The sequence below is a fragment of the Amycolatopsis sp. NPDC114484 genome, from assembly GCF_055633755.1.
The window spans coordinates 25,056-47,053 of the sequence record NZ_JBVKDQ010000014.1 but is presented as its reverse complement, the minus strand read 5'-3'; the positions used below and the strand labels follow the sequence as shown (position 1 = coordinate 47,053).

Genomic DNA, 21,998 nt, shown 5'->3' with positions numbered 1-21,998 from the left:
CGACCGGCGGATGCGAGGGTGGGCGCATGCCGAAGTTCACCCAGGTCGACGTCTTCGCCGACGAGCTCACCCGAGGCAACGCGCTCGCTGTCGTGCACGGCGCGGACGGGCTGTCCGACGAGCGCATGGCCGCGTTCGCCCGGTGGACGAACCTCAGCGAGACGACGTTCCTGCTGGAGCCGTCCGACCCGGCCGCCGACTACCGCGTGCGGATCTTCACCCCGCACAGCGAGCTGCCGTTCGCCGGGCACCCGACGCTCGGGTCGGCGCGGGCGTGGCTGGCCGCCGGGGGAGAGCCGAAAGCCGGGCACCTCGTGCAGGAATGCGCCGCCGGACTGGTCCGGGTGCGCCGCGACGGCGACCGGCTGGCGTTCGCCGCGCCTCCGTTGCGCCGCGGCGGGCCGGTGGACGACGCCGACCTCGCCGTGGTGAAACGCGGTCTGGGCCTCGGCGACGCTGACGTCCTCGACGCGCGCTGGGCGGACAACGGTCCCGGATGGGTCGCGTTGCTGCTGCGCGACGCGGCGACCGTCCTCGCGATCGAGCCGGACTTCGGTGCGCTCGGCTCGTTCAAGGTGGGCGTCGCGGGTGCGCAGCCGGCTGGATCCGACACGGAGTTCGAGGTCCGCGCGTTCAGCGACGTCGTCGAGGACCCGGTCACCGGCAGCCTCAACGCGGCGCTCGGCCAGTGGCTGATCGGCGACGGGATCGCGCCCGAGTCGTACGTCGCGGCGCAGGGCACGCGGCTCGGCAGGCGCGGCCGGGTGCACGTCGAACGGGACGGCGACGACGTGTGGGTCGGCGGCGAAACGGTCGTCGGAATCCGGGGCGAAGTCGATCTGTGGTGAAACACACCCCGGTTACGGCTATGTCTCGAGGTTGCTGAGGCGATACAACAATCGAGGCGGCAGCGTCGTCGTCCTCCTCTGTCCGACGCTCGCCTGCTCTCTGGAGGAACTCTTGACGCCCGCCGGCCGCGCCCCTGTCCGGTCCTGGCTCATCTGGCTCACCGCGGTCACGGTGTACCTGCTCGCCGTCTTCCACCGCACCTCGTTCGGAGTCGCCGGGCTGAAAGCGGCCGAACGCTTCGGCGTCGGATCCGCCGCGCTCGGCATCTTCACCGTCCTGCAGGTCGGCGTCTACGCGGCCATGCAGATCCCGACCGGCGTGCTGGTCGACCGCTACGGCCCGCGCCGCGTGCTCACCGCCGCTGTCCTGATCCTCGGCTCCGGGCAGCTGCTGCTCGGTTTCGCCGACACCTACGCGCTCGGCCTGGTGGCCCGCGGCGTCCTCGGCTTCGGCGACGCGCTCACCTTCGTCAGCGTCCTGCGCCTCGTCGCGGCTCACTTCCCAGCACACCGCTACGCGCTGCTCGCGTCCTTCACCTCCTGCGTCGGCTACATCGGCAACCTCGCCGCGACGGTCCCGCTCACCCTGCTCCTCGACGGTCCAGGATGGACAGTCACCTTCCTCGTCGTCGGCGCGGTGACGGTGCTGTACTCGGTGCCGGTCGCGCTGCGCGTCCGCGACGCCCCGGAAGGCGTGCCGGAACGCAAGCGCGACCCCGTGCGCCCGGCGGAACTGGCCAGGCAGGTCAAGCTGGCCTGGCGAACGCCCGGCACCCGGTTGGGTTTCTGGGTGCACTTCTCGACGATGTTCGCGCCGAACGTGCTGACCCTGTTGTGGGGCATGCCGTTCCTGGTGCAAGGCGAGGGTTTGCCCCCGGCGACCGCGAGCGCCCTGCTGACCGTCTTCGTGTTCGGCTCGATGGCGGGCGGCCCGCTGCTGGGCGCGGTGATCGGCCGTTCCCCGGCGCTGCGGGTGCCGCTGGTCGTCGGCTACCTCACCGGCGCGGCGATCGTGTGGGCAGTGCTGCTCGGCTGGAACGGCCACGTCCCGGTGGGCGTCCTCGTCCCGGCGTTCGCGTTCCTCACCCTGGGCGGCCCGGCGTCGATGATCGGCTTCGCCATCGCCCGCGACTACAACCCGCTGTCCCGCGTCGGCACCGCGACCGGAGTGGTGAACGTCGGCGGTTTCCTGGCGACCACTGTCACCGCTCTGCTGATCGGCATCCTGCTCCAGGCGACCGGCGGCAACTTCCGGATCGCACTGCTGGTCGTGGTGGCCGTGCTGGCGTTCGGCGCCTTCAAGATGCTGGTGTGGTGGCGCCGCGCCCGCGCCCATGTTTTCGCCGCGGAGGCACGCGGGGAGGAAGTTCCGGTGCGGATCCGGCGGCACCGCTGGGACCGCGCACCGGAGGAGGCCGTGGCTGCGGCCGCCTGAGCCAGTCGCTCCGCTCGGGCGGCCGCCCGGGGCGACCGCCCGGACCAATTGCCGGTGCCGGTCGCTCCAGTCGGTCGGCTGCCCGGGGCGCTCGCCCGAGGCGACTGCCCGAGCCAGGCACCCCGCTCGAACGACCGCCCGGGGCACTTGCCCGGATCGATCGCCCAACCCAGTCGCCCAGGCCGGGCGACCGCCCAGGACATTCGCCCGAACCACCCGCCAAACCCCTTCGCCCGGGCCGGGCGACCGCCCAGGACATTCGCCCGAACCACCCGCCAAACCCCTTCGCCCGGGCCTTCCGCCATCCCGGCCCGCCTGAACCGGCCCCAACCCTCCGCGAGCCGCGCCCGCCTCCCCAGCCGCCCGCCCGAACCGCCCGCCCGAACCGGCACCCCCCACCCGCAAGCCGCGCCCGCCTCCCCTCCCCGCCGAACCGGCCGTCACCCGCGAAACCCCGTCTAGGTAGGGTTTCCGCCGTGTCTCGCCCGAAAGAACCGCGTCGCCCCGCCCCTCCGCCCGGACTGCTCATCGTCGACAAACCGGCGGGAATGACGTCGCACGACGTGGTCGCGCGGGCGCGGCGGATCATGGGCACCCGCAAGGTCGGCCACGCCGGCACGCTCGACCCGATGGCGACCGGCGTCCTGGTGCTCGGCATCGAACGCGCCACCAAACTGCTCGGCCACCTCGCCCTCGACCGCAAGACCTACCTCGCCACCCTGTCGCTCGGCCGGTCCACCACCACCGACGACGCCGAAGGCGAACCGCTGGCCGAAACCGATGCCGCGCCGGAGACTCTCGCCGCCGTCACCGACGAGCAGATCGCCGACGGCATCGCCGCGTTGACCGGCGACATCCAGCAGGTGCCCAGCGCCGTGTCCGCGGTCAAGATCGACGGCAAACGCGCGTACGCCCGGGTCCGCGCGGGAGAAGACGTCGTGCTCCCGCCGCGGCCGGTGACCGTGCACCGGTTCGACGTTCTCGGTCTTCGCCGCGAGGACGACCGGATCGAGCTCGACGCGATCGTCGAATGCTCGTCCGGCACCTACGTCCGCGCGCTCGCCCGGGACCTGGGCGCCGGACTCGGCGTCGGCGGGCACCTGAAAGCCTTGCGCCGCACCACAGTCGGGCCGTTCACACTCGCCCGCGCGCGCACGCTCGACCAACTCGAGGAGACCCCGGAACTGTCCCTGGACCTCGACGCCGCCGTCGCCGCCGCGTTCCCGCGCCGGGATCTCGACGCCGCCACCGCCAAGGCGGTCCAGTACGGCAGGCGCATCCCGGCGGCGGGCATCGACGGCACCTACGGCCTGTTCGCGCCGGACGGCCACGTGCTCGCGCTGGCCTCCGACGCCGAGGGAGTGACCCGCTCGGTGGTGGTCCTCCTGCCCGCATAGGGTGGGGGCAAAGGCACCTTGCTCGGGGAGAGTTGACGACAGTGCAGCGGTGGCGTGGGCTCGGGGACCTCCCGGGCGGCTGGGGACGGTGCGTGGTCACCATCGGCGTGTTCGACGGCGTGCACCGCGGGCACCAGGAACTGATCAAGCGCACCGTGGCGACGGCGGCCGAACGCGGCGTGCCCAGCGTGGTGCTCACCTTCGACCCGCATCCGTCCGAGGTGCTGCGCCCGGGCAGCCATCCCGCGCAGCTGACCACGTTGCGGCGCAAGGCCCAGCTGGTCGAGGGGCTCGGCGTGGACGTGTTCTGCGTGCTGCCCTTCACCCTGGAGCTTTCCCGGCTCAGCCCGCACGAGTTCGTGCACGAGGTGCTGGTCGACCGGCTGCACGCGGCCGCGGTGCTGGTCGGCGACAACTTCACCTTCGGGGCCAAGGCCGCGGGCAACGTCGCGCTGCTGCGCGAACTCGGCCGCCGCTTCGGGTTCGTCGCCTACGGCGCGGAACTGCAGGGCCGTTCGCTCGACGACGACCGCGGCGCCAACGACATCACCTTCTCCTCGACCTACGTGCGCTCGTGCATCGACGCCGGCGACGTGGTGGCCGCGTCCGACGCGCTCGGCCGCCCGCACCGGCTGGAGGGCATCGTCGTCCGCGGCGACGGCCGGGGCCACGACCTCGGCTACCCGACGGCCAACCTGTCCACCGCGCGGTTCGCCGCCGTGCCCGCGGACGGCGTCTACACCGCCTGGTTCAGCCGGCTGTCCGACCCGGGCCGGCGGCTGCGCGCGGCGGTGTCGGTGGGCACGAACCCGACGTTCTCCGGCCGCGAACGCACCGTCGAGGCGTTCGTGCTGGACGTCGATGAGGATTTCTACGGCCAGCACGTCGCGCTGGATTTCGTCACCCGGTTGCGGGATCAGGCGCGGTTCGGCGCGTCGGCGGATCTCGTGAAGAAGATCGACGAGGACGTGGCCCGGACCAGGGAAGCGCTCGGCTCCGGCAGCTGAGCGGAACCCGGCGCCGGGAAGGGCCGGACCGGGGCGAATCGGGCGTTCGGGCCCGGCGACGGCGTCCGGGGTGGCAAGATGGGCCGGCGGCACCGGGCCGGAGGAGCAAGTCCCGCGGCTGGCGGTCGCGGGACGACAGCGCTAGGGGAGCGGAGCTAGGTGGAGGACCACAAGATCGTCCAGCGGAACATCGCGCTGCAGCGGGAGTGGTACGGGGAGCCGCTGGGCGATCGGGTGCGCAGGCTGGTCGTGGCCTTCGACGTGTCGCAGGCGTTCCTGGCCGAGGTGCTGGGGATCAGCGCGCCGATGCTGAGCCAGGTGATGAGCGGGCGCCGGGCGAAGATCGGCAATCCGGTGGTGCTGGCGCGGATGATCATGCTCGAACGCAAGATCCTGGTGCCCGAGGTCGCCGCGGGCGACCGCGACGCGATGCAGGCCGCGCTGGAGGACGTGCGCGATTCGCGGCCCACCGTCGGCCGCGACAACATCCCGGTCAACTCGGACGAGAAGATCGTGCTCGCGGGCATCCGGGACGTCGCCGAGGACGAGAACCTCGCCGAGGCGGCGAAGCTGCTCGACGAGGACTACCCGGCGATCGCCGACCTGCTCCGCCGCGCGGGAGCCTTGGGCCAGTAGCCGATGCGGTTGTTCTCCGCGCTGCGCCCGCCCGCCGACGTCGCGGCGGAAATCGACGGCGCGCTCGGCGCCCGGGACCGGCTGCTGCGCTGGTCCGACCCGGCCGGCTGGCACGTCACGCTGGCCTTTTACGGCGAAGTGGACCCAGCCGAACGCGGCACCTTCCTCGACCGGGCGCTGGACGGCCGGAAATCCGTTGACGTCCAGCTCTGGAGTTCGGGAACATTTCCCGGTGTGCTGTGGTTGGGAGTGGCGGGGGAGGACCTGGCCGACCTGGCCGCAGCGGCAGGCTCGGACGAGGACCGTCCCTACCGGCCGCACCTGACGCTGGCGCGGTGCTCGCGCACGCAGCCGCCCACGGAGTGGACGGAACGGCTCGCGGCTTTCCGCAGCCGCGCCTGGACCGCGGACCGGGTCGAGCTGATGGGCGGCGGCAGCCCGTACCGCACGCTGCGGACTTGGCCTCTGCGGCGCGGGTGAGGCCGTGCCGCCCAGCTAGCCGTACGCGCCTGAAGCCGCAGTTCAACCGGCTGGTAACCTCGGCAACCGGGTCCGGCTGCAGTCCGTGGCGGCCGTGACCGGCTTACCCGGCCGCGTGGCGCGGTACGGGCCTCACGGCACTAGATGCACAAGGAGCACCACCAGTGGCGCTGTCCACCGAAGAGAAGAAGACGATCCTCGCCGAGTACGGGCTGCACGACTCGGACACCGGATCCCCCGAGGCCCAGGTCGCGCTGCTGACCAAGCGGATCGTCGGCCTCACCGCACACCTGCAGACCCACAAGCACGACCACCACTCCCGTCGCGGTCTCCTGCTGCTGGTCGGCCGTCGCCGCCGGCTGCTGAACTACACGGAAAAGGTGGACGTGGCGCGGTACCGCGACCTGATCAAGCGTCTCGGCCTGCGCCGATAGCGTGCTGACGAGGGGGAGCGGCTTCGGCCGCTCCCCCTCGCCGCAAGCACACCCCCCACACGGCGCGAGCGCGCTGGAGGAACGATCTCGCCGGTCCTCGGTAGTGGTTCCCGGGCAACGGACCCGGGGGCTTCGATCGAAGACCGGCCTCACACCTCCTCGAGCGTCCTCGGGCGAACCGGGTCCCACAGTGGGAGACTCTCGCCGTACGAAGGAACCAAAGAGGAGATTGACCATATGACCGACTCCACCGGAGTCACCGTGTTCGAGACCGAAGCCGTTCTGGACAACGGCCGGTTCGGCACCCGCACCGTCCGGTTCGAGACCGGCCGGCTCGCCAAGCAGGCCGCCGGCGCTGTCGTCGCGTACCTGGACGAAGAGACCATGCTGCTGTCGGCGACCACGGCGTCGAAGCACCCGAAGGAGCACTTCGACTTCTTCCCGCTGACCGTGGACGTCGAGGAGCGGATGTACGCCGCCGGCCGCATCCCGGGCGCGTTCTTCCGCCGCGAGGGCCGCCCGTCGACCGACGCGATCCTCACCTGCCGCCTGATCGACCGCCCGCTGCGCCCGTCCTTCGCCGACGGTCTCCGCAACGAGATCCAGGTCGTCATCACCGTCCAGAGCCTCAACCCGGACGACCCGTACGACGTGCTGGCGATCAACGCCGCGTCGGCCTCCACCCAGATCGCCGGCCTGCCGTTCTCCGGCCCGGTCGGCGGCGTGCGCGTCGGGCTGATCGAGGGCCAGTGGGTCGCGTTCCCGACCTGGTCGCAGCTCGAGAAGGCCACCTTCAACATGGTGGTCGCGGGCCGCATCGTCGGCGATGACGTCGCGATCATGATGGTCGAGGCCGAGGGCACCGAGCACACGCTCGACTTGATCGCCGACGGCGGCACCGCGCCGGACGAGATCACCGTCGCGCAGGGCCTCGAGGCCGCGAAGCCGTTCATCCGCGTGCTGTGCGAGGCGCAGCAGCGCCTGGCCGCCGACGCCGCGAAGCCGACCGGCGAGTTCCCGGTGTACCCGGCCTACCAGCCGGACATCTACGAGGCCGTCTCCGCGATCGCCTCCGACGAGCTGGCCAAGGCGCTGCAGATCGCCGGCAAGCAGGAGCGCGACAAGGCGACCGACGAGGTCAAGGCCACCGTCCTGGAGAAGCTCGGCCTCGGCGAGGGCGAAGCCTTCGAGGGCCGCGACAAGGAGGTCGGCGGTGCGTTCAAGGCGCTGACCAAGAAGATCATGCGCACCCGCGTCCTCACCGAGAAGATCCGGATGGACGGCCGCGGCCTGACCGACATCCGCCAGCTCTCGGCCGAGGTCGCCGTGATCCCGCGGGCGCACGGTTCGGCGCTGTTCGAGCGCGGCGAGACCCAGATCCTGGGCGTCACCACGCTGAACATGCTCCGCATGGAGCAGCAGATCGACTCGCTCTCCCCGGAGACGCACAAGCGCTACCTGCACCACTACAACTTCCCGCCGTTCTCCACCGGCGAGACCGGCCGCGTCGGTTCGCCGAAGCGGCGCGAGATCGGCCACGGCATGCTCGCCGAGCGCGCCCTGGTCCCGGTCCTGCCGAAGCGGGACGAGTTCCCGTACGCGATCCGCCAGGTCTCCGAGGCGCTGGGCTCCAACGGCTCCACCTCGATGGGCTCGGTCTGCGCGTCCACCATGGGCCTGTTCAACGCCGGTGTGCCGCTGAAGGCCCCGGTCGCGGGCATCGCCATGGGCCTGGTGTCCGACGAGGTCGACGGCGAGACCCGCTACGTCGCGCTCACCGACATCCTGGGCGCCGAGGACGCGCTGGGCGACATGGACTTCAAGGTCGCCGGCACGAAGGACATCATCACCGCGCTGCAGCTGGACACCAAGCTGGACGGCATCCCGTCCGAGGTGCTCGCGGCCGCGCTGAAGCAGGCGAAGGACGCTCGCCTCACCATCCTGGAGGTCATCGCCGAGGCGATCGACGGCCCGGACGAGATGAGCCCGTACGCCCCGCGCGTGACGTCGGTGAAGATCCCGGTCGACAAGATCGGCGAGGTCATCGGGCCGAAGGGCAAGATGATCAACTCGATCACCGAGGAGACCGGCGCCGACATCTCGATCGAGGACGACGGCACGATCTACGTGGGCGCGGCCGACGGCCCGTCGGCGGAGGCGGCGATCGGCAAGATCAACGCCATCGCCAACCCGCAGCTGCCGAAGGTCGGCGAGCGCTTCCTGGGCACCGTGGTGAAGACGGCCGCGTTCGGCGCGTTCGTCTCGCTGCTGCCGGGCAAGGACGGCCTCGTGCACATCTCGAAGCTGGGCAACGGCAAGCGGATCGCGAAGGTCGAGGACGTCGTGAACGTCGGCGACAAGATCCGCGTCGAGATCGCCGACATCGACAACCGCGGCAAGATCAGCCTGATCGTGGTCAAGGAAGAGGACGCCGCGAAGCCCGCCGAAGGCGACGCCGCTCCGGCCGAGGCCGCCGAAGCCAAGTAGGGTCCGCCCCGCGAAGCTTGGTCCGTGAAGGCCCCCTCTCCGGCTGGGGAGGGGGCCTTCACCGCATGTGAGCAAAGGATTGCATTGGCACGGCAGGTTTCCGGGCACGAGCAGCCCGTCGGCACCACCCGTACGCTCGAGTCCACTTCGGACGGTGCGGTCGTCAAGCGGAGCGTCCTCCCCGGCGGCCTGCGGGTGATCACCGAGCACGTCCCGGCGTCCCGGTCGGCGACGGTCGGGCTGTGGGTCGGAGTCGGTTCGCGAGACGAGCCTTCGCCGGTCGCGGGCGCGGCGCACTACCTGGAACACTTGCTGTTCAAGGGAACCACCCACCGCGACGCCACCCAGATCGCGGAGGAGATCGACGCGGTAGGCGGCGAATTCAACGCCTTCACCGCGAAGGAACACACCTGCTACTACGCGCAGGTGCTCGACGCGGACCTGCCGCTGGCGCTCGACCTCGTCACCGACGTCGTCTTCGAAGCGCAGTGCACCGACCGCGACATGGACATGGAACGCAGCGTCGTCCTCGAAGAGATCGCGATGCGCGACGACGATCCCGAAGACCTCCTGCACGAAACCTTCGTGGGCGCGATCATCGGCGACCACCCGCTGGGCCGCCCGGTGCTGGGCACGGAAAAGTCCATCACCGAAATGTCGCCGTCCGCGCTGCGCGGCTTCTACCGCCGCCGCTACACCCTGCCGCGAATGGTGCTCGCAGTCGCCGGAAACGTGGAGCACGGCCAAGTCCTGCGGCTCGTCAAGCGTGCGCTGAAAGAACGCCTCACCGGCACCGCGACACCGGTCGCGCCGCGTTCCGGCCGCGCCCGGCTGAAGACCGTGCCGAAGCTGGCCCTGCACCCGGACGACACCGAGCAGGCCCACGTGATGCTCGGCTTCCGCGCGCTCCCGCGCCACGACGAACGCCGGTTCACCCTGTCCGTGCTCAACGCCGCGCTGGGCGGCGGCATGAGTTCCCGGCTGTTCCAGGAGATCCGCGAACGCCGGGGGCTGGCGTACCAGGTGTACTCGTCGGTGGCGAGCTACGCCGATCTCGGCCACATGTCGGTGTACGCGGGCTGCCAGCCGGAGCGGCTGGGCCAGGTCGCGGGCGTGATCCGCGAGGTGCTCGACTCGGTCGCCGCGGACGGGCTGTCCGACGCCGAGGTCGCGCGTGCCAAGGGGCAGCTGCGCGGCGGGCTCGTGCTGGGCCTGGAGGACACCTCGTCGCGGATGTCCCGGATCGGCAAGAACGAACTGAACTACGCCCGGTACCTGGGCGTCGACGACACGATCGCGCGGATCGACGCGGTCACGACCGAAGAGGTGTGTGCGCTCGCTCGCACTCTGCTGCGCCGCCCCGGCGGGGTGTCGTCCGCGGCGGTGGTGGGGCCGTACGCTCACGCCGACGACCTGCCCGACGATCTGCACGAGGTGATCGCGTCATGACCGAGTCCCCGATCCGCGTCGGCGTGCTGGGCGCACGCGGCCGCATGGGCGCGACCGTGGTGAAAGCCGTGGAAGGCGCCGCGGACCAGGAACTGGTGGCCGCGCTCGACGCGGGCGACGATTTCGCCCCGCTCGAGAGCGCCCAGGTGGTCGTGGACTTCACGCATCCGGACGCGGTGATGGACAACCTGCGCTGGCTGATCGCGCACGACCTGCACGCCGTCGTCGGCACGACCGGCTTCAGCGAGGAGCGGCTCGCCGAGCTGCGCGGGCTGCTGGCGGACAAGCCGGACCTGGGCGTGCTGATCGCGCCGAACTTCGCGCTGGGCGCGGTGCTGGCGATGCGGTTCGCGGCGCAGGCGGCGAAGTTCTACGCCTCCGCCGAGATCATCGAACTGCACCACAACCGCAAGGCCGACGCCCCGTCCGGCACCGCCGCGCACACCGCGCGGATGATCGCCGCCGCCCGGGCCGAGGCCGGGGTCGCTCCCGGCACTGACGCGACAACGTCCGAAATGGACGGTGCCCGCGGCGCTTCCGTCGAGGACGTCCATGTGCACTCGGTCCGCCTGCCGGGTTTGGTGGCGCACGAGGAGATCCTGTTCGGCGGCGAGGGCGAAACCCTGACCATCCGGCACGATTCGCTGGACCGCACGTCGTTCATGCCGGGCGTGCTGCTCGGCGTGCGTTCGGTGGTGTCGCGTCCCGGCCTGACGGTCGGCCTGGAGAACGTGCTCGACCTGTGAAAGCCCGCAATTTCGCGCTGCTGATGACGGCGGCGCTCGTGGTGTACCTGGTCCTGCTGGCGAGCCGGGCCGTGGCGCTGCTGCAGACCGGCACCCCGGCCGGGATCGCGCTGGGCGTCGGCGTGTTCCTGCTGCCGTTGCTGGGCGTGTGGATCGTCGTGGTGACGTGGCGGTCCGGCATGCAGATCCAGCGGCTGTCGCGGCAGCTGGACGCCGAGGGCGGCCTGCCGGACGTGTCGGACCTGCCGCGCCGCCCGTCCGGCCGCGTGGACCGCGACGCCGCGGACGCGTGGTTCGACGAGCGCCGCGCGGAAGTCGAGGCGAGCCAAGAGGATTGGCGGGCCTGGTACCGGCTGGCGTACGCGTACGACATCGCGGGGGACCGGCGGCGGGCGCGGGCGACGATGCGCAAGGCGATCGAACTGGAAGCCGCGGAACGGAAGTAGCGGTCAGCCGGGTTCGGAGACGTACTCGACGTACAGCGGCGTGGCGGTCACGATCCGGCGCTCCGCGGTATGGCCGAGGACCGCGGTGACCCGGGCGTAGCCGCCCATCCAGGCACCGGTGTCCCGCACGGCCAGCCGGTGGGAGAGCGCGTTGACGACCCGGTCGAACTTCGCGGTCAGGTCGTCGTCCCCGTCCGCCGAGAACAGCTTCGGTTCGGGCTCGTCTTCGTGGAACTTCTTGAGCAGCAGCCAAATCCGCAGGAGTTCGGAACCGGTCGGCTCCGGCAGGGTGCTCCCGGCGGCGTCGTCGTAGTTGCGGCGGCCGGACCAGCCTCCCGCGAGGTGCTCGTCCGACCCGTGCAGCAGGAGCCGGACCGCGCCGCCGGTCGGATAGCTGCCGGTCGCCTGGTCCAGATCGACGAACAAGGCCGCGAACCACGCGCGGGTGTAGCTCATCGGCGCCTCGAACTGCACCCAGTCGCCGGGACGCACGCTGTCGTCGGCGAACCACTTGGCGGCCCGGTCCGACGAGTCGAGCGCGGAAATGACCGCGTCCAGGTCCGGGGCGGGCGGTTCTCCCGGCCCGGGGCCGACCTTCAGGCCGCCCACGCCGGGGATCTTCACCTCGCCCTCGACGCGTCCCCGGCCGGGCCACCGCCGTCGCCGGAGGTCGAACTGCCGGAGTTTGCGCTCGGAGAGGTAGACCAGTTCGCGCATCACGCCATCATGGCAGCCGGTTACTGCAGCCAGCCGGCGAACATCGCGGGTGACGCCGCCAGCAAGCTGAACCGCACCCACCGTCCGGCCAGCCCCGCGGCGAGGAACGTCGACAGCCGCATCCGGACCATCCCGGCGAGGACGCTCGTGGCCATGAACGGGGGCAGTCCGACGAGCGAGCTGATCCCGTAGGTGCCGGTCATCCAGTGCGGGTGGCGCTGGCAGCGTTCGCGCAGCGCCTCGACCTTGCCGCGGATCGCCTTGGTGCGCAGCTGCCAGCGGACCCGTCGCGGCGTCAGCGGGCGTTCGCGGTGCAGCCGGTCGTGCAGGAACTTCGGGAGCCGGATCGAGCCGCGCGCGGCCAGGTAGTACAGCAGTTTCCCGGCGATCTGCCCGACCGCGACCGCGCCGCCCAGCCACAGCCAGTGCACGTTGTGCTGGCTCGCGCAGAGGCCGATGACGAAGAGTTCGGCGTTGATGAGCGGCACGATCGCCGAGCCGAAGGCGACACCGAGGGTGATGAGCACCCATCCCATCGCGCCACCCCCTTCGTGTCCCTGCTCACTCCAAGCTATCAGCCATCACGAAAAGATCACGGGGGCTAACCCCACTCTTTCCCCGGGCGCCAACCCCAGAAGATCACCTGGCCGACCGGTCTCGGACACCTTCTGCTGCCACTCTCGGACAGGTGCCTGAGATGCCCATCGCTGACCGTTTCGCTGGACTGTGCGCCGCTGTCGCGCGCGTCCTGCCGTTCGGATTGTCCCGGATCGTCGCGCCGAGTTTCCTCGGTTTCGCGGTGATCAACGGCTTCACGTTCGGTGTCGATCTGTTGCTGCTGACGCTGTTCCACGGCGGGCTCAAGTGGCCGGTGTGGCTGTCGATCAGCATCGCGTACGTGGTCGCGTTCGGGCTGAGCTTCGTGCTGAACCGCGCGCTGAACTTCCGTTCGCACGCGCCGGTGGGCCGCCAGGCGGTGCTGTACGTGGTGGCGATCGCGGTGAACTACGTAGCGTTCCTGCTCGGGCTGGGGGCCGGATTGACCGCGCTGGGCGTGGAATACCACCTGTCGCGGCTGATTGCCGGGGCGTGCGAGGGCGTGTTCATGTATTCGGTGATGCGGTGGGTGGTTTTCGCGAAGCGCGAAGAACCGGTCAGTGTGTGAGTTCTAGTTCCAGCGTGCCGGTGAGCCGGACTTCGCGCAGCGTGCCGCGGCCGGTGTCGAGGGTGCGGACGGTGCCGTCGGGGGACCAGCCGGCGCGACGGTAGAACCCGAGTGTCGCGTGGTCGGACTGCGCGACCCAGGTGATGCCGCGGCTCAGGCCGTTCGCGCGCAGATCGGCGGCGGCGGTCGCGAGCAACCGCCCGGCGTGCCCGCGACGGCCCCAGCGCGGTTCGACCACCAGCGACGCGATCAGTCCGGGCGCGTCCTCCGGCGGCGACCCGTCGGCCGCGGCGGCTTCGTCCTGCGGGGCCGGGCCCGCGACGCAGTAGCCGACCGTGAACGAGCCCTCGGTGGCCAGGTAGACCCGGGAATCGGGGTATTCGATCGTCTCCGCCCAGGTGCCCTCGAGGTCGGCCTGGTCGAGTTCGTCGATGGCTGCGGCGCCCAGGAGGTCGGCGTAGGCCGCCCGCCAGGTCAGCCGCTGGATGCGGGCGATCTCCGCGGCGTCGGACGGGTTCGCGGGACGGACTTCGGCGGCACTCACGCGGGCAATGTACCGAAACTGTCGGGGGTGGCTGGCACCATGGCGGAATCATGCAGACGATCAGCCTTTCCGCCGCCCGCCGCACCGCTCTGGCCGCGCAGGGGTTCGCCGACCCCCGGCCCGCTTCGCCCCCGACCCGGCGGCACCTTGCCAAGGTGCTGTCTCGGGTCCAGTTGCTGCAGCTGGACTCGGTGAACGTCGCCGTGCGCGCGCACTACATGCCGCTGTTCTCGCGCCTGGGCGGGTACGACCCGGCGCTGGTCGACGACGCCGCGTGGAGCCACCGCGCGCGAAGGCCGCGGCTGCTGGTCGAATCGTGGGCGCACGAGGCGAGCCTGCTGCCGATCGAGGACTGGCCGCTGCTGAAGTCCGGCGCGAAACGGGACGGCTGGTGGCGGAACTACACGCGAGTGGTGGACACGGTGCCCGGCCTGCTCGACGACGTGCTGGCGGTCGTCAAGGAACAGGGCCCGATCGGAGCCGGGGCGATCGAAAAGGCGCTGGAAACCGACGCGGTCCGGCGCGGGCCGGGCGCGTGGTGGGAACGCTCGGTGGTGAAGAAGGCGTGCGAGTACCTGTTCGGCGTCGGCCAGCTGAGCACCGGCACCCGGCGGTCGTTCGAGCGCTTGTACGACCTGACCGAGCGAGTGGTGCCGCCGGAGATCTTGTCCCGCAAGGTTTCCGCGGAGGAAGGCGCCCGCGGCCTGATCGACCGTTCGGCGCGGGCTCTGGGCGTGGCAACGGAAACCGACCTGCGCGACTACTACCGCCTTGGCCCGGACGTCTCGCGGCAAGCCGTCCGGGAGCTGGTCGAGGAAGGCGTCCTGGAGCCGGTGCAGGTCGGCGATTGGCGCGCGGTCGCGTACCGGCACGTCGAAGCGCGCACGCCGCGGACGGTGCCCGGGCGGGCTTTGCTGTGCCCGTTCGACCCGCTGATCTGGGAGCGCGCGCGGACGGAGCGGTTGTTCGGATTCCGGTACCGCATCGAGATTTACGTGCCGGAACCGAAGCGGGAGTACGGGTATTACGTGTTCCCGTTCCTCTTGGACGGCGCGCTTTCGGCACGGGTGGACCTGAAGTCCGACCGGGCGGCCGGGGTCCTGCGGGTGCAGGGCGCGTTCGCCGAGCCCGGCGCCGACCAGGCGCGGGTGGCGGCGGAACTGGCCGGGGAACTGCGGACGATGGCGGAATGGCAGGGGCTGGACGGCGTGGTGGTGGGGGAGCGGGGTGATCTGGCCCGGGCACTGCGGCGGGCGGTGAAGTGAGCGGGGGTTCGTGAGTGGTGGGGCTGGTGAGGATCAGCCCTGGGCGCGCACGACTTCCGCGCGGAGGTCGCCGCCGCTAGAGCCGGGATTGGCGCGCGCGAAAGTCCTTGCGGTGGTTGGGGTTGGCGCGTGGAGAACCGCATGCTGCGGCAGTGGGGTGTGGCGAGCTGGGGATCGATGCCGTGGCGGCTGGGGTTGGTGCGCGGGGAACCGCATGCTGCGGCGGTGGGATGCGGCGCGCAGCGGATCGATGTCGTGGCGGTGGGGTGTGGCGTGCAGGGGATCGATGTCGTGGCGGTGGGGTGTGGCGTGCAGGGGATCGATGTCGTGGCGGTTGAGTATGGCGCGCAGCGGATCCATGCCGTGGCGGCTGGATTTGGCGGGTGGGGAATCAGCGCCGTGATGGCCGGGTTTGGCCTGCGGGAATCCACGCCGTGGCGGATAAGGCTGGCGCGCAGGAAATCCATGCAGCGGCTGGGTTTGGTACGCAGCAAAACTCTCGTCGCAGCGGTTGGGGGCGGTGTGCGGGAAACGCACGTTGTGGCAGCTGGCGTTGGTGTGCAGGCAAGCTCTCGTTGTGGCAGCTGGCGTTGGTGTGCAGGCAAGCTCTCGTTGTGGCAGCTGGCGGTGGCGTGCAGGGAAACTCTCGTCGCGACGGCATGGGCCTGGCGCGCCAGGAAACCCCTCGTCGCGACCGCCGTCCTTGGCGGGCAAGGACTTCCCGTGCGCAGCACGAAGCGGCGGGGCGCCCGGGATTTCTCCGGTGCGGCCCGCCGCCTCCCCCTTGCATCCGTCCGCTCGGCGCACCCGGGGTGTGGTGCAACGGGTGTGTCGCCCTGAGCGGACGGGATGTTCCCGCGGTCAGCCGGCCGCGCGCGTCACCACCGCGTTGCCCGTTCCGGTGCGGGCGCGGACCTTCAGCGCGACCGCGCCCTCCGGCGGCGTGTCCGAGACGTCCAGCTCGCTCGAAACCCGCCCGGCCGCCGACGCCAGTTCCACTTCCGCCCGGACTCCGCCCCGGATGCCGACCCGCACCTCTCCCGAGCCGGTGATCAGCTCGAGCGATCCGGAAGCCGCGTCGGCCACCGACAGGTCGCCGCTGCCGGTGCGGGCCATCACGTCGCCCTCGACCGCGCCCAGCCAGACGCTTCCGGTGCCGGTGCCGAGCGTCGCCGGTCCAGCGATCGAAGCCGCTTCGACCGAACCGCTTCCGCTCCGCAGTTGCAGTCCGGCGAGGGTCGGGCCGAGTTTCACGGCTCCCGTTCCCGTCCGGATGGTGGCCGCGCCGTCCGCGCGTTCCAGCGACACCTCGCCGGACCCGGTGAGGATGTCCGCGCGGCCCGCGGCACCGGTCACCTTGACGTCCGCCGACCCCGCGCGCACCTCGAGATGCGACCCGGCCGGCGCGTGGACCGTCACCGACACCGGCACATTCCGCAGCTGCCACGCCTTCGCCGCCCGCACGACGACCCGGTTGCCGGTCTTCTCGATCCGCGCCTGCCGCACCGCGTCGGCGACCGAGAACTCCGGCATGCCGCCGAACTGGTCCCCGAATTTCTCGCCGACCCACGACAGCAGGCTGCTGACCCCGTTCACCCACGACGGCTGCTCGCCCGCGTCGTGCTGCAGCCGCACGGTCACCCCGGACTCCCGCCCGAGCACGACCTCGACCCGCCCGATCGTGACGCCCAGGTCCAGCTCGACCGGACCGTCCGCCTCGAAGTCCTGCAGCCGCACGTAGGGGCCCGGTTCCGCGGTATCGGAGCCGCTGCCAGCCGCGGCGTCCGAAGCGGACTCGCTGGTGCTTGCCGAAGCTCCGGCATCGGCCGCTGAACTGTCCGAAGTGGACTCAGCGCTGCTAGACGCGGCCCCGGCACCGCTCGCTGCGGTTGCGGCAGACCCGGACCCGCTGCCCGGATCGCTCGACTCGGCCGCGGTTCCCGAGGGAACTCCGCCGCGTCCGGCCCCCGCATCCGCAGACGTTCCGCCTGCCGCGGCTCCGCTCGGTGCCGCCCCAGTCCCGCTCGCCGCTGCCGCAGCATGGCCCGCTGCCGCAGCTCCACCAGCGGACTCAGTTCCGCCAGCGACGTCAGCTCCGCCCGCGGATTCAGCTCCGCCCGCTGCCGCAGCCTCTCCCGCGCTCCCGAAACCAGGTTCCCCAACCCGGCCCTCGGTGTTCTTCCCCTGGTCTTCCCGGTTCTCGCCCATGGTGCTGCCCCCTTCTAGCCTTCGACCCAGCCGTGCAGCTTGGTCTCGGTGCGGCCCCCGCCGCTGCCGCTGTCCTGCCAGCGCTGGTGCCGTTGCTGGTGCTGCTGCGCCTGGCCGAGCGCCCCCTGCACGGCCTGCGCCACGAACGTGTTCAGCGAAACCCCCTGCGCGGCCGCCGCCTGTTCGGCCTGGCCCTTGATCTGCTCGACCAGCCGCAGGGTGATCCGCGAGATGTCGCCGCCGTCGATCGGAGGCACCGGCGGTGGCGGGGGAGGCGCGGAAGACGAACGCTCCTCGCCGCCGGTCACGACCACGCGCACGTCCCGGCCGTCGAGGCGGACGTCCACGACCTGGCCGGGCAAGGCGGCGGTCACCTCGGCCGCCAGGTCGGCCAGCGCGTTCATCAGCGTCAGCCGGACAGCCGGCTCCAGAGCAGACGACAGCAGTGCGGCCGCCCGCCGGGTCTGCTCGTCCCCGGCGGAGGCCGTGTTCGCGAGGTCTTCGCGAAGGTTCGCGATATACGGCGTCAAGTCCATGACATCACTATGGCGTCATCGGTGACGTCACGTCAAGGCAGGGTGATGTCACCGGTGCTGCCGGGTTAGGCTGGCGGAGCCGACATGAGGGGAGCGAGACCGGTGCCGCCCAAGGTGCAGCTGATCGCGAAAACCGAGTTCTTCCCGCCCGAGGACGTGCCCTGGTCCACTGACGCCGACGGAGGCGAAGCGCTCGCCGAGTTCGCCGGGCGCGCCTGTTACCAATCCTGGGAGAAGCCGAACCCGGCGACCGCGACCAACGCCGGCTATCTCGAGCACGTCATCGACGTCGGCCATCTGGCCGTGCTGGAGCACGGGTCGGTCACCTTCTACCTGTCCGGGATCTCCCGCTCGCTCACCCACGAGCTGATCCGGCACCGGCATTTCTCCTACTCGCAGCTGTCGCGGCGCTACGTCCCCGAGTACGCCGCCGAGTTCGTCGAGCCGGACGTCATCGCCGAAGACCCGGTGCTGCACGAGAAATTCGTCAAGGCCACCCAGGCCAGCGCCGCCGCGTACGACGAGTTGCTCGCCGGGCTGGAGGAGAAGTTCGCGGACACGCCGAGCGCGACCCTGCGCCGCAAGCAGGCGCGCCAGGCGGCCCGCGCCGTGTTGCCGAACGCGACCGAAACCCGCGTCGTCGTCACCGGCAACTACCGCGCCTGGCGGCATTTCGTCGCGATGCGCGCCACCGAACACGCGGACGTCGAGATCCGTTCGCTGGCCATCGAATGCCTGCGGCAGCTGCACAAGGCGGCGGCCAACGTGTTCGCCGATTTCACGATTTCGACCCTGCCCGACGGCACCGAGATCGCCTCGAGCCCGAAAGTGCTGGAAGGCTGACAACGCACTGATGAAACACCTGACGATCGACCTTCGCCCCGGCCCTTACTCCGTGGTGCGGATGCCCGCCGACGCCGCGGTCCCGGCCGAGCTGCTGGAACCCGGCGAGCCCGCGCTCGTGTCGGTGACCCGCACGCCCGACGAGCTTTCGGTGATCTGCCCGACCGGCCGCGAACCCGAGGGCGGCACCGTCGAGGACGGCTGGCGGCTGTTCACCGTGCGCGGACCGCTGGAATTCACTCTCACCGGCATCATTTCCGCGCTCGCCTCGGAGCTGGCGGCGGCGGGCGTCGCGCTGTTCTCGCTGTCCACTTTCGACACCGACCACATCCTGGTGCGTTCCGACGACCTCGACCGGGCCGTCTCGGCCTTCCGCGAAGCCGGCCACGAGGTGCTCCTGCCCGCCTGACCTTTGGCAGCGCAGTGCGTGGCGCAGCACACCCTTGCCGGGCAAAGTTCGGCATGCCTAAACTTTGAGTTGGGGCGACCGACATCAGGGAGTGGGCGCACATGGCGGTGGCGGAAGCGGCACGTCCGCGCGGCGTGGCCCGGCTGCGGGCCGGCTGGGCGCTGCTCGGGCCGGCGTTCGTCGCCGCGATCGCGTACGTCGACCCGGGCAACGTGGCGGCCAACGTCAGCGCCGGCGCGCGCTACGGCTACCTGCTGGTGTGGGTGATCGTCGCGGCGAACCTGATGGCCGTGCTGGTGCAGTACCTGTCGGCGAAGCTCGGGCTCGTCACCGGCCAGTCGCTGCCGGAAGCGCTGCGCGACCGGCTGTCCGGCCGGGCGCGGCTCGCGTACTGGGCGCAGGCCGAGATCGTCGCGATCGCCACCGACCTGGCCGAGGTCGTCGGCGGCGCGATCGCGCTCAACCTCCTGTTCGGGCTCCCGCTGGTCGCCGGCGGGCTGATCACCGGGCTGGTGTCGCTGGTGCTGCTCGCGGTGCAGGACCGCGGCGGCCAGCGCCCGTTCGAACGCGTCGTGACCGGCCTGCTGGTGGTGATCGCGGTCGGGTTCCTGGCGAGCCTGTTCGTCGAGCCGCCGTCGGCCGCCGGGATCGCGCACGGCCTGGTCCCTCGTTTCAGCGGCGGCGACAGCGTGCTGATCGCGGCCGCGATGCTCGGCGCGACGGTCATGCCGCACGCGGTCTACCTCCACTCCGGACTGGTCCGCGACCGGCACGGCAAACCGGACCCCGCGCGTCGCCGGCGCCTGCTGCGAGCCACCCGTTACGACGTCGGGTTCGCGATGCTGCTCGCCGGCGCGGTGAACCTCGGCATGCTGCTCGTGGCGGCGACGAATCTCCAAGGCCAGCAAGGCGTCGACACCATCGAAGGCGCGCACGGGGCGGTCGCCGCGGCGCTCGGGCCCGGGGTCGCGCTGCTGTTCGCGATCGGGCTTCTCGCGTCCGGACTGGCGTCGACGTCGGTGGGTGCGTACGCGGGCGCGATGATCATGCAAGGCTTGCTGCGCAAGAGGATTCCGATCGTGGTGCGCCGGCTCGTCACGCTCGCCCCGGCGATTGTGGTGCTGGCGCTGGGAGCCGATCCGAGCGCGGCGCTGGTCGTGTCGCAGGTGGTGCTGTCGTTCGGCATCCCGTTCGCGCTCGTGCCGCTGATCCGGCTCACCGCCGACCGCGGCCTGATGGGCGCGGAAGCCAATCGCCGGACCACCACGGTGCTCGCCGCCGTCGTCGCCGCGGTGATCATCCTGCTCAACGTCGTGCTCGTCGTGCTCACCCTCGGCGGCTGAGACAGTCCTAACCGGACGGAACTGGCAAGGCCCGGCAACGGTCCGACTAGCATCTGCGCGAAGCCGACCGAGGAGTCCGACCCCGTGACCGACGAACAGACCCGCCCGCACGACCCGAACCGCACGGCCCCCGCCGGCCGGGTGGTGGCCGGCCGCTACCTGCTGCTCGGCGAACTGGGCCGCGGCGGCATGGGCATCGTGTGGCGCGCGCAGGACCAGGTGATCGGGCGACAGGTCGCGATCAAAGAGCTGCGGCTGCCCGAAACCGAAGGCGCCGCGGTGTTCTCCGAGCGGATCCTGCGCGAGGTGCGGGCAGGCGGGCGGCTCAACGACCCGGCCGTCGTCACGGTCTACGACGTGGTCACCGACCAGGGCACGACCTGGATCGTGATGGAACTGGTCGAAGCGCCCACCCTCGCCGACCTGGTGCGCGCGCACGGCCCGATGCCGGAGCAGCAGGCGGCGATGATCGGGGAGCGGGTGCTGTCCGCGCTGCAGGCCGCGCACGCCGCCGGGATCGTGCACCGCGACGTGAAACCGGCCAACATCATGGTCGCGCCGGACGGGCGGGTGAAGCTCACCGACTTCGGCATCGCGCACGCCATCGACGACCCGCGGCTCACCACGAGCGGGATGATCGTCGGCTCGCCCGCGTTCATGGCCCCGGAGCGGGTCGAGGGCCGCGAGGCGATGCCGGAATCGGACCTGTGGTCGCTCGGCGCGACGCTGTACTTCGCGGTGGAGGGCATCGTCGCGTTCGAACGGCCCACCACGGCCGCCACGCTGCACGCGATCATGACCGAAGTGCCGTACCTGACCCGCGTGCAGGGCCCGCTCGGCGCGGTCATCCTCGGCCTGCTGGTGGCGAACCCGGAAGCCCGGCTCACCGCGACGCAGGCGCGGGCGCAGCTCTCCCACGCGACCGGCCCGACGCAACGTCCGGCGACCGCCGTGCTGCCGCGGCGGGAAACCCGGGTGGGCGGGCAGCCGACCCGGATGGCCGCGAAGCCGGAAGGCAAGAGCCGTCGCGGCTGGTGGGCGGGCGCGATCGCGGTGCTGGTGATCGCGGCGCTGGCCGGCGGGTTCTTCCTCGGCAAGCCGGTGTGGTCGCCGAAGAAGGACGCGCAGCAGGCCGAGACCGTCACCTACGGCCCGGACGGCTACCTCAAGACCCAGGTCTCCTCGTACCAGATCTGCTACAACGCCGTGGTCCAGCCGGGCGTGGTGATCAGCTCGGACAACAACGTCGACTGCAAGAAGAACCACACGCTCGAGGTCTACGACGTCGCCGACCCGCTGCCGCTGGAGAGCTGGAGCGACAGCGACGCGGTCGTCGCCCCGTATCCCGGGCTGGAGGACGTCAGCCGGGCGGCCGAGGCGCGCTGCGCGGCGGCGTTCTACTCCGCGGTGGTGCCGCAGCAGCAGCGCGCGGGGCTGTCGTACCGGGCGATCGTGCCGACCCAGCAGGCGTGGCAGGTGCAGCCGGACAACGACAGCAGCAGCGGCCCGAACCGCAAGATCTACTGTGTCCTGTCGCGCACCAGCAACGACCAGATCCCGGCGCAGATCACCGCCAAGGTCAAGTAGCCGCGCGAGAAGTTCC

General features: G+C 71.3%; 23 protein-coding genes. 18 read left to right on the top strand and 5 right to left on the bottom strand.

Translation table 11 applies throughout. The features are described 5' to 3' along the window. The first annotated feature begins 26 nt into the window (after positions 1–26). From ACZ7SW_RS29810 to ACZ7SW_RS29760, 11 genes are all read left to right on the top strand, one after another. The gene (locus ACZ7SW_RS29810) at positions 27–848 is read left to right on the top strand and encodes a PhzF family phenazine biosynthesis protein (RefSeq protein ID WP_470233684.1); all 822 of its coding nucleotides are present in this window, start codon (positions 27–29) and stop codon (positions 846–848) included. A 112-nt stretch (positions 849–960) separates the two neighbouring features. After that, on the top strand, positions 961–2,283 hold the full coding sequence (locus ACZ7SW_RS29805; protein ID WP_470233683.1) for an MFS transporter: 1,323 nt from the start codon (positions 961–963) through the stop codon (positions 2,281–2,283). A gap of 476 nt (positions 2,284–2,759) precedes the next feature. Next, positions 2,760–3,680, top strand: a complete 921-nt coding sequence (gene truB / locus ACZ7SW_RS29800; protein ID WP_470233682.1) for a tRNA pseudouridine(55) synthase TruB — start codon at positions 2,760–2,762, stop codon at positions 3,678–3,680. Between the two features lie 41 nt (positions 3,681–3,721). Further along, positions 3,722–4,687: a bifunctional riboflavin kinase/FAD synthetase gene (locus ACZ7SW_RS29795; RefSeq protein ID WP_470233852.1), complete on the top strand. Its 966-nt coding sequence runs from the start codon at positions 3,722–3,724 to the stop codon at positions 4,685–4,687. 159 nt (positions 4,688–4,846) lie between these two features. After that, on the top strand, positions 4,847–5,323 hold the full coding sequence (locus ACZ7SW_RS29790; protein ID WP_470233681.1) for an XRE family transcriptional regulator: 477 nt from the start codon (positions 4,847–4,849) through the stop codon (positions 5,321–5,323). A gap of 3 nt (positions 5,324–5,326) precedes the next feature. Further along, positions 5,327–5,803: an RNA 2',3'-cyclic phosphodiesterase gene (gene thpR / locus ACZ7SW_RS29785; protein WP_470233680.1), complete on the top strand. Its 477-nt coding sequence runs from the start codon at positions 5,327–5,329 to the stop codon at positions 5,801–5,803. A gap of 164 nt (positions 5,804–5,967) precedes the next feature. After that, positions 5,968–6,237, top strand: a complete 270-nt coding sequence (rpsO, locus tag ACZ7SW_RS29780; RefSeq protein WP_470233679.1) for a 30S ribosomal protein S15 — start codon at positions 5,968–5,970, stop codon at positions 6,235–6,237. 237 nt (positions 6,238–6,474) lie between these two features. Beyond that, on the top strand, positions 6,475–8,724 hold the full coding sequence (locus ACZ7SW_RS29775) for a polyribonucleotide nucleotidyltransferase (protein ID WP_470233678.1): 2,250 nt from the start codon (positions 6,475–6,477) through the stop codon (positions 8,722–8,724). 84 nt (positions 8,725–8,808) lie between these two features. Further along, positions 8,809–10,173, top strand: a complete 1,365-nt coding sequence (locus ACZ7SW_RS29770) for a M16 family metallopeptidase (RefSeq protein ID WP_470233677.1) — start codon at positions 8,809–8,811, stop codon at positions 10,171–10,173. Then, positions 10,170–10,919, top strand: coding sequence for a 4-hydroxy-tetrahydrodipicolinate reductase (gene dapB, locus ACZ7SW_RS29765; protein ID WP_470233676.1), 750 nt, complete (start codon positions 10,170–10,172; stop codon positions 10,917–10,919). Before ACZ7SW_RS29770 ends, dapB begins: the two co-directional genes overlap by 4 nt. Continuing rightward, positions 10,916–11,365, top strand: a complete 450-nt coding sequence (locus tag ACZ7SW_RS29760; RefSeq protein WP_470233675.1) for a tetratricopeptide repeat protein — start codon at positions 10,916–10,918, stop codon at positions 11,363–11,365. Before dapB ends, ACZ7SW_RS29760 begins: the two co-directional genes overlap by 4 nt. A gap of 3 nt (positions 11,366–11,368) precedes the next feature. Here ACZ7SW_RS29760 and ACZ7SW_RS29755 read toward each other — a convergent pair whose 3' ends face one another. Then, on the bottom strand, positions 11,369–12,082 hold the full coding sequence (locus ACZ7SW_RS29755; RefSeq protein WP_470233674.1) for an SAVMC3_10250 family protein: 714 nt from the start codon (positions 12,080–12,082) through the stop codon (positions 11,369–11,371). A 20-nt stretch (positions 12,083–12,102) separates the two neighbouring features. Continuing rightward, positions 12,103–12,618 carry a hypothetical protein gene (locus tag ACZ7SW_RS29750; protein ID WP_470233673.1) on the bottom strand — a complete coding sequence of 172 codons (516 nt, stop codon included), beginning with the start codon at positions 12,616–12,618 and terminating at the stop codon, positions 12,103–12,105. Positions 12,619–12,779: 161 nt separating this feature from the next. Between ACZ7SW_RS29750 and ACZ7SW_RS29745 the strand changes: the two genes are divergently transcribed. Next, positions 12,780–13,247 (top strand): GtrA family protein, encoded by a 468-nt coding sequence (locus ACZ7SW_RS29745; protein WP_470233672.1) that lies wholly within the window; start codon positions 12,780–12,782, stop codon positions 13,245–13,247. Here ACZ7SW_RS29745 and ACZ7SW_RS29740 read toward each other — a convergent pair. Continuing rightward, complete coding sequence (locus ACZ7SW_RS29740) at positions 13,237–13,791, bottom strand: GNAT family N-acetyltransferase (RefSeq protein ID WP_470233671.1); 555 nt, start codon at positions 13,789–13,791, stop codon at positions 13,237–13,239. The genes ACZ7SW_RS29745 and ACZ7SW_RS29740 overlap by 11 nt on opposite strands. A 50-nt stretch (positions 13,792–13,841) precedes the next feature. On the opposite strand from ACZ7SW_RS29740, the gene ACZ7SW_RS29735 reads away from it, so the two are divergent. Continuing rightward, positions 13,842–15,056 (top strand): winged helix-turn-helix domain-containing protein, encoded by a 1,215-nt coding sequence (locus ACZ7SW_RS29735; protein WP_470233670.1) that lies wholly within the window; start codon positions 13,842–13,844, stop codon positions 15,054–15,056. Positions 15,057–15,185: 129 nt separating this feature from the next. Beyond that, positions 15,186–15,896, top strand: a complete 711-nt coding sequence (locus ACZ7SW_RS29730; protein WP_470233669.1) for a hypothetical protein — start codon at positions 15,186–15,188, stop codon at positions 15,894–15,896. Between the two features lie 21 nt (positions 15,897–15,917). Here the strand turns inward: ACZ7SW_RS29730 and ACZ7SW_RS29725 are convergent, their stop codons facing one another. Together ACZ7SW_RS29725 and ACZ7SW_RS29720 are read right to left on the bottom strand one after the other, a co-directional pair. Beyond that, positions 15,918–16,793, bottom strand: coding sequence for a DUF4097 family beta strand repeat-containing protein (locus ACZ7SW_RS29725; RefSeq protein ID WP_470233668.1), 876 nt, complete (start codon positions 16,791–16,793; stop codon positions 15,918–15,920). A gap of 485 nt (positions 16,794–17,278) precedes the next feature. Further along, complete coding sequence (locus tag ACZ7SW_RS29720; RefSeq protein WP_470233667.1) at positions 17,279–17,800, bottom strand: toxin-antitoxin system HicB family antitoxin; 522 nt, start codon at positions 17,798–17,800, stop codon at positions 17,279–17,281. Positions 17,801–17,884: 84 nt separating this feature from the next. Between ACZ7SW_RS29720 and thyX the strand changes: the two genes are divergently transcribed. The 4 genes from thyX (at position 17,885) to ACZ7SW_RS29700 (ending at position 21,982) form a co-directional block, all read left to right on the top strand. Further along, positions 17,885–18,643, top strand: a complete 759-nt coding sequence (thyX, locus tag ACZ7SW_RS29715; RefSeq protein ID WP_470233666.1) for an FAD-dependent thymidylate synthase — start codon at positions 17,885–17,887, stop codon at positions 18,641–18,643. Positions 18,644–18,653: 10 nt separating this feature from the next. Continuing rightward, positions 18,654–19,052, top strand: coding sequence for an ACT domain-containing protein (locus ACZ7SW_RS29710; RefSeq protein ID WP_470233665.1), 399 nt, complete (start codon positions 18,654–18,656; stop codon positions 19,050–19,052). A 101-nt stretch (positions 19,053–19,153) separates the two neighbouring features. After that, complete coding sequence (locus ACZ7SW_RS29705) at positions 19,154–20,395, top strand: Nramp family divalent metal transporter (RefSeq protein WP_470233664.1); 1,242 nt, start codon at positions 19,154–19,156, stop codon at positions 20,393–20,395. 84 nt (positions 20,396–20,479) lie between these two features. Beyond that, complete coding sequence (locus ACZ7SW_RS29700; protein WP_470233663.1) at positions 20,480–21,982, top strand: serine/threonine-protein kinase; 1,503 nt, start codon at positions 20,480–20,482, stop codon at positions 21,980–21,982. Positions 21,983–21,998 lie beyond the last annotated feature (16 nt).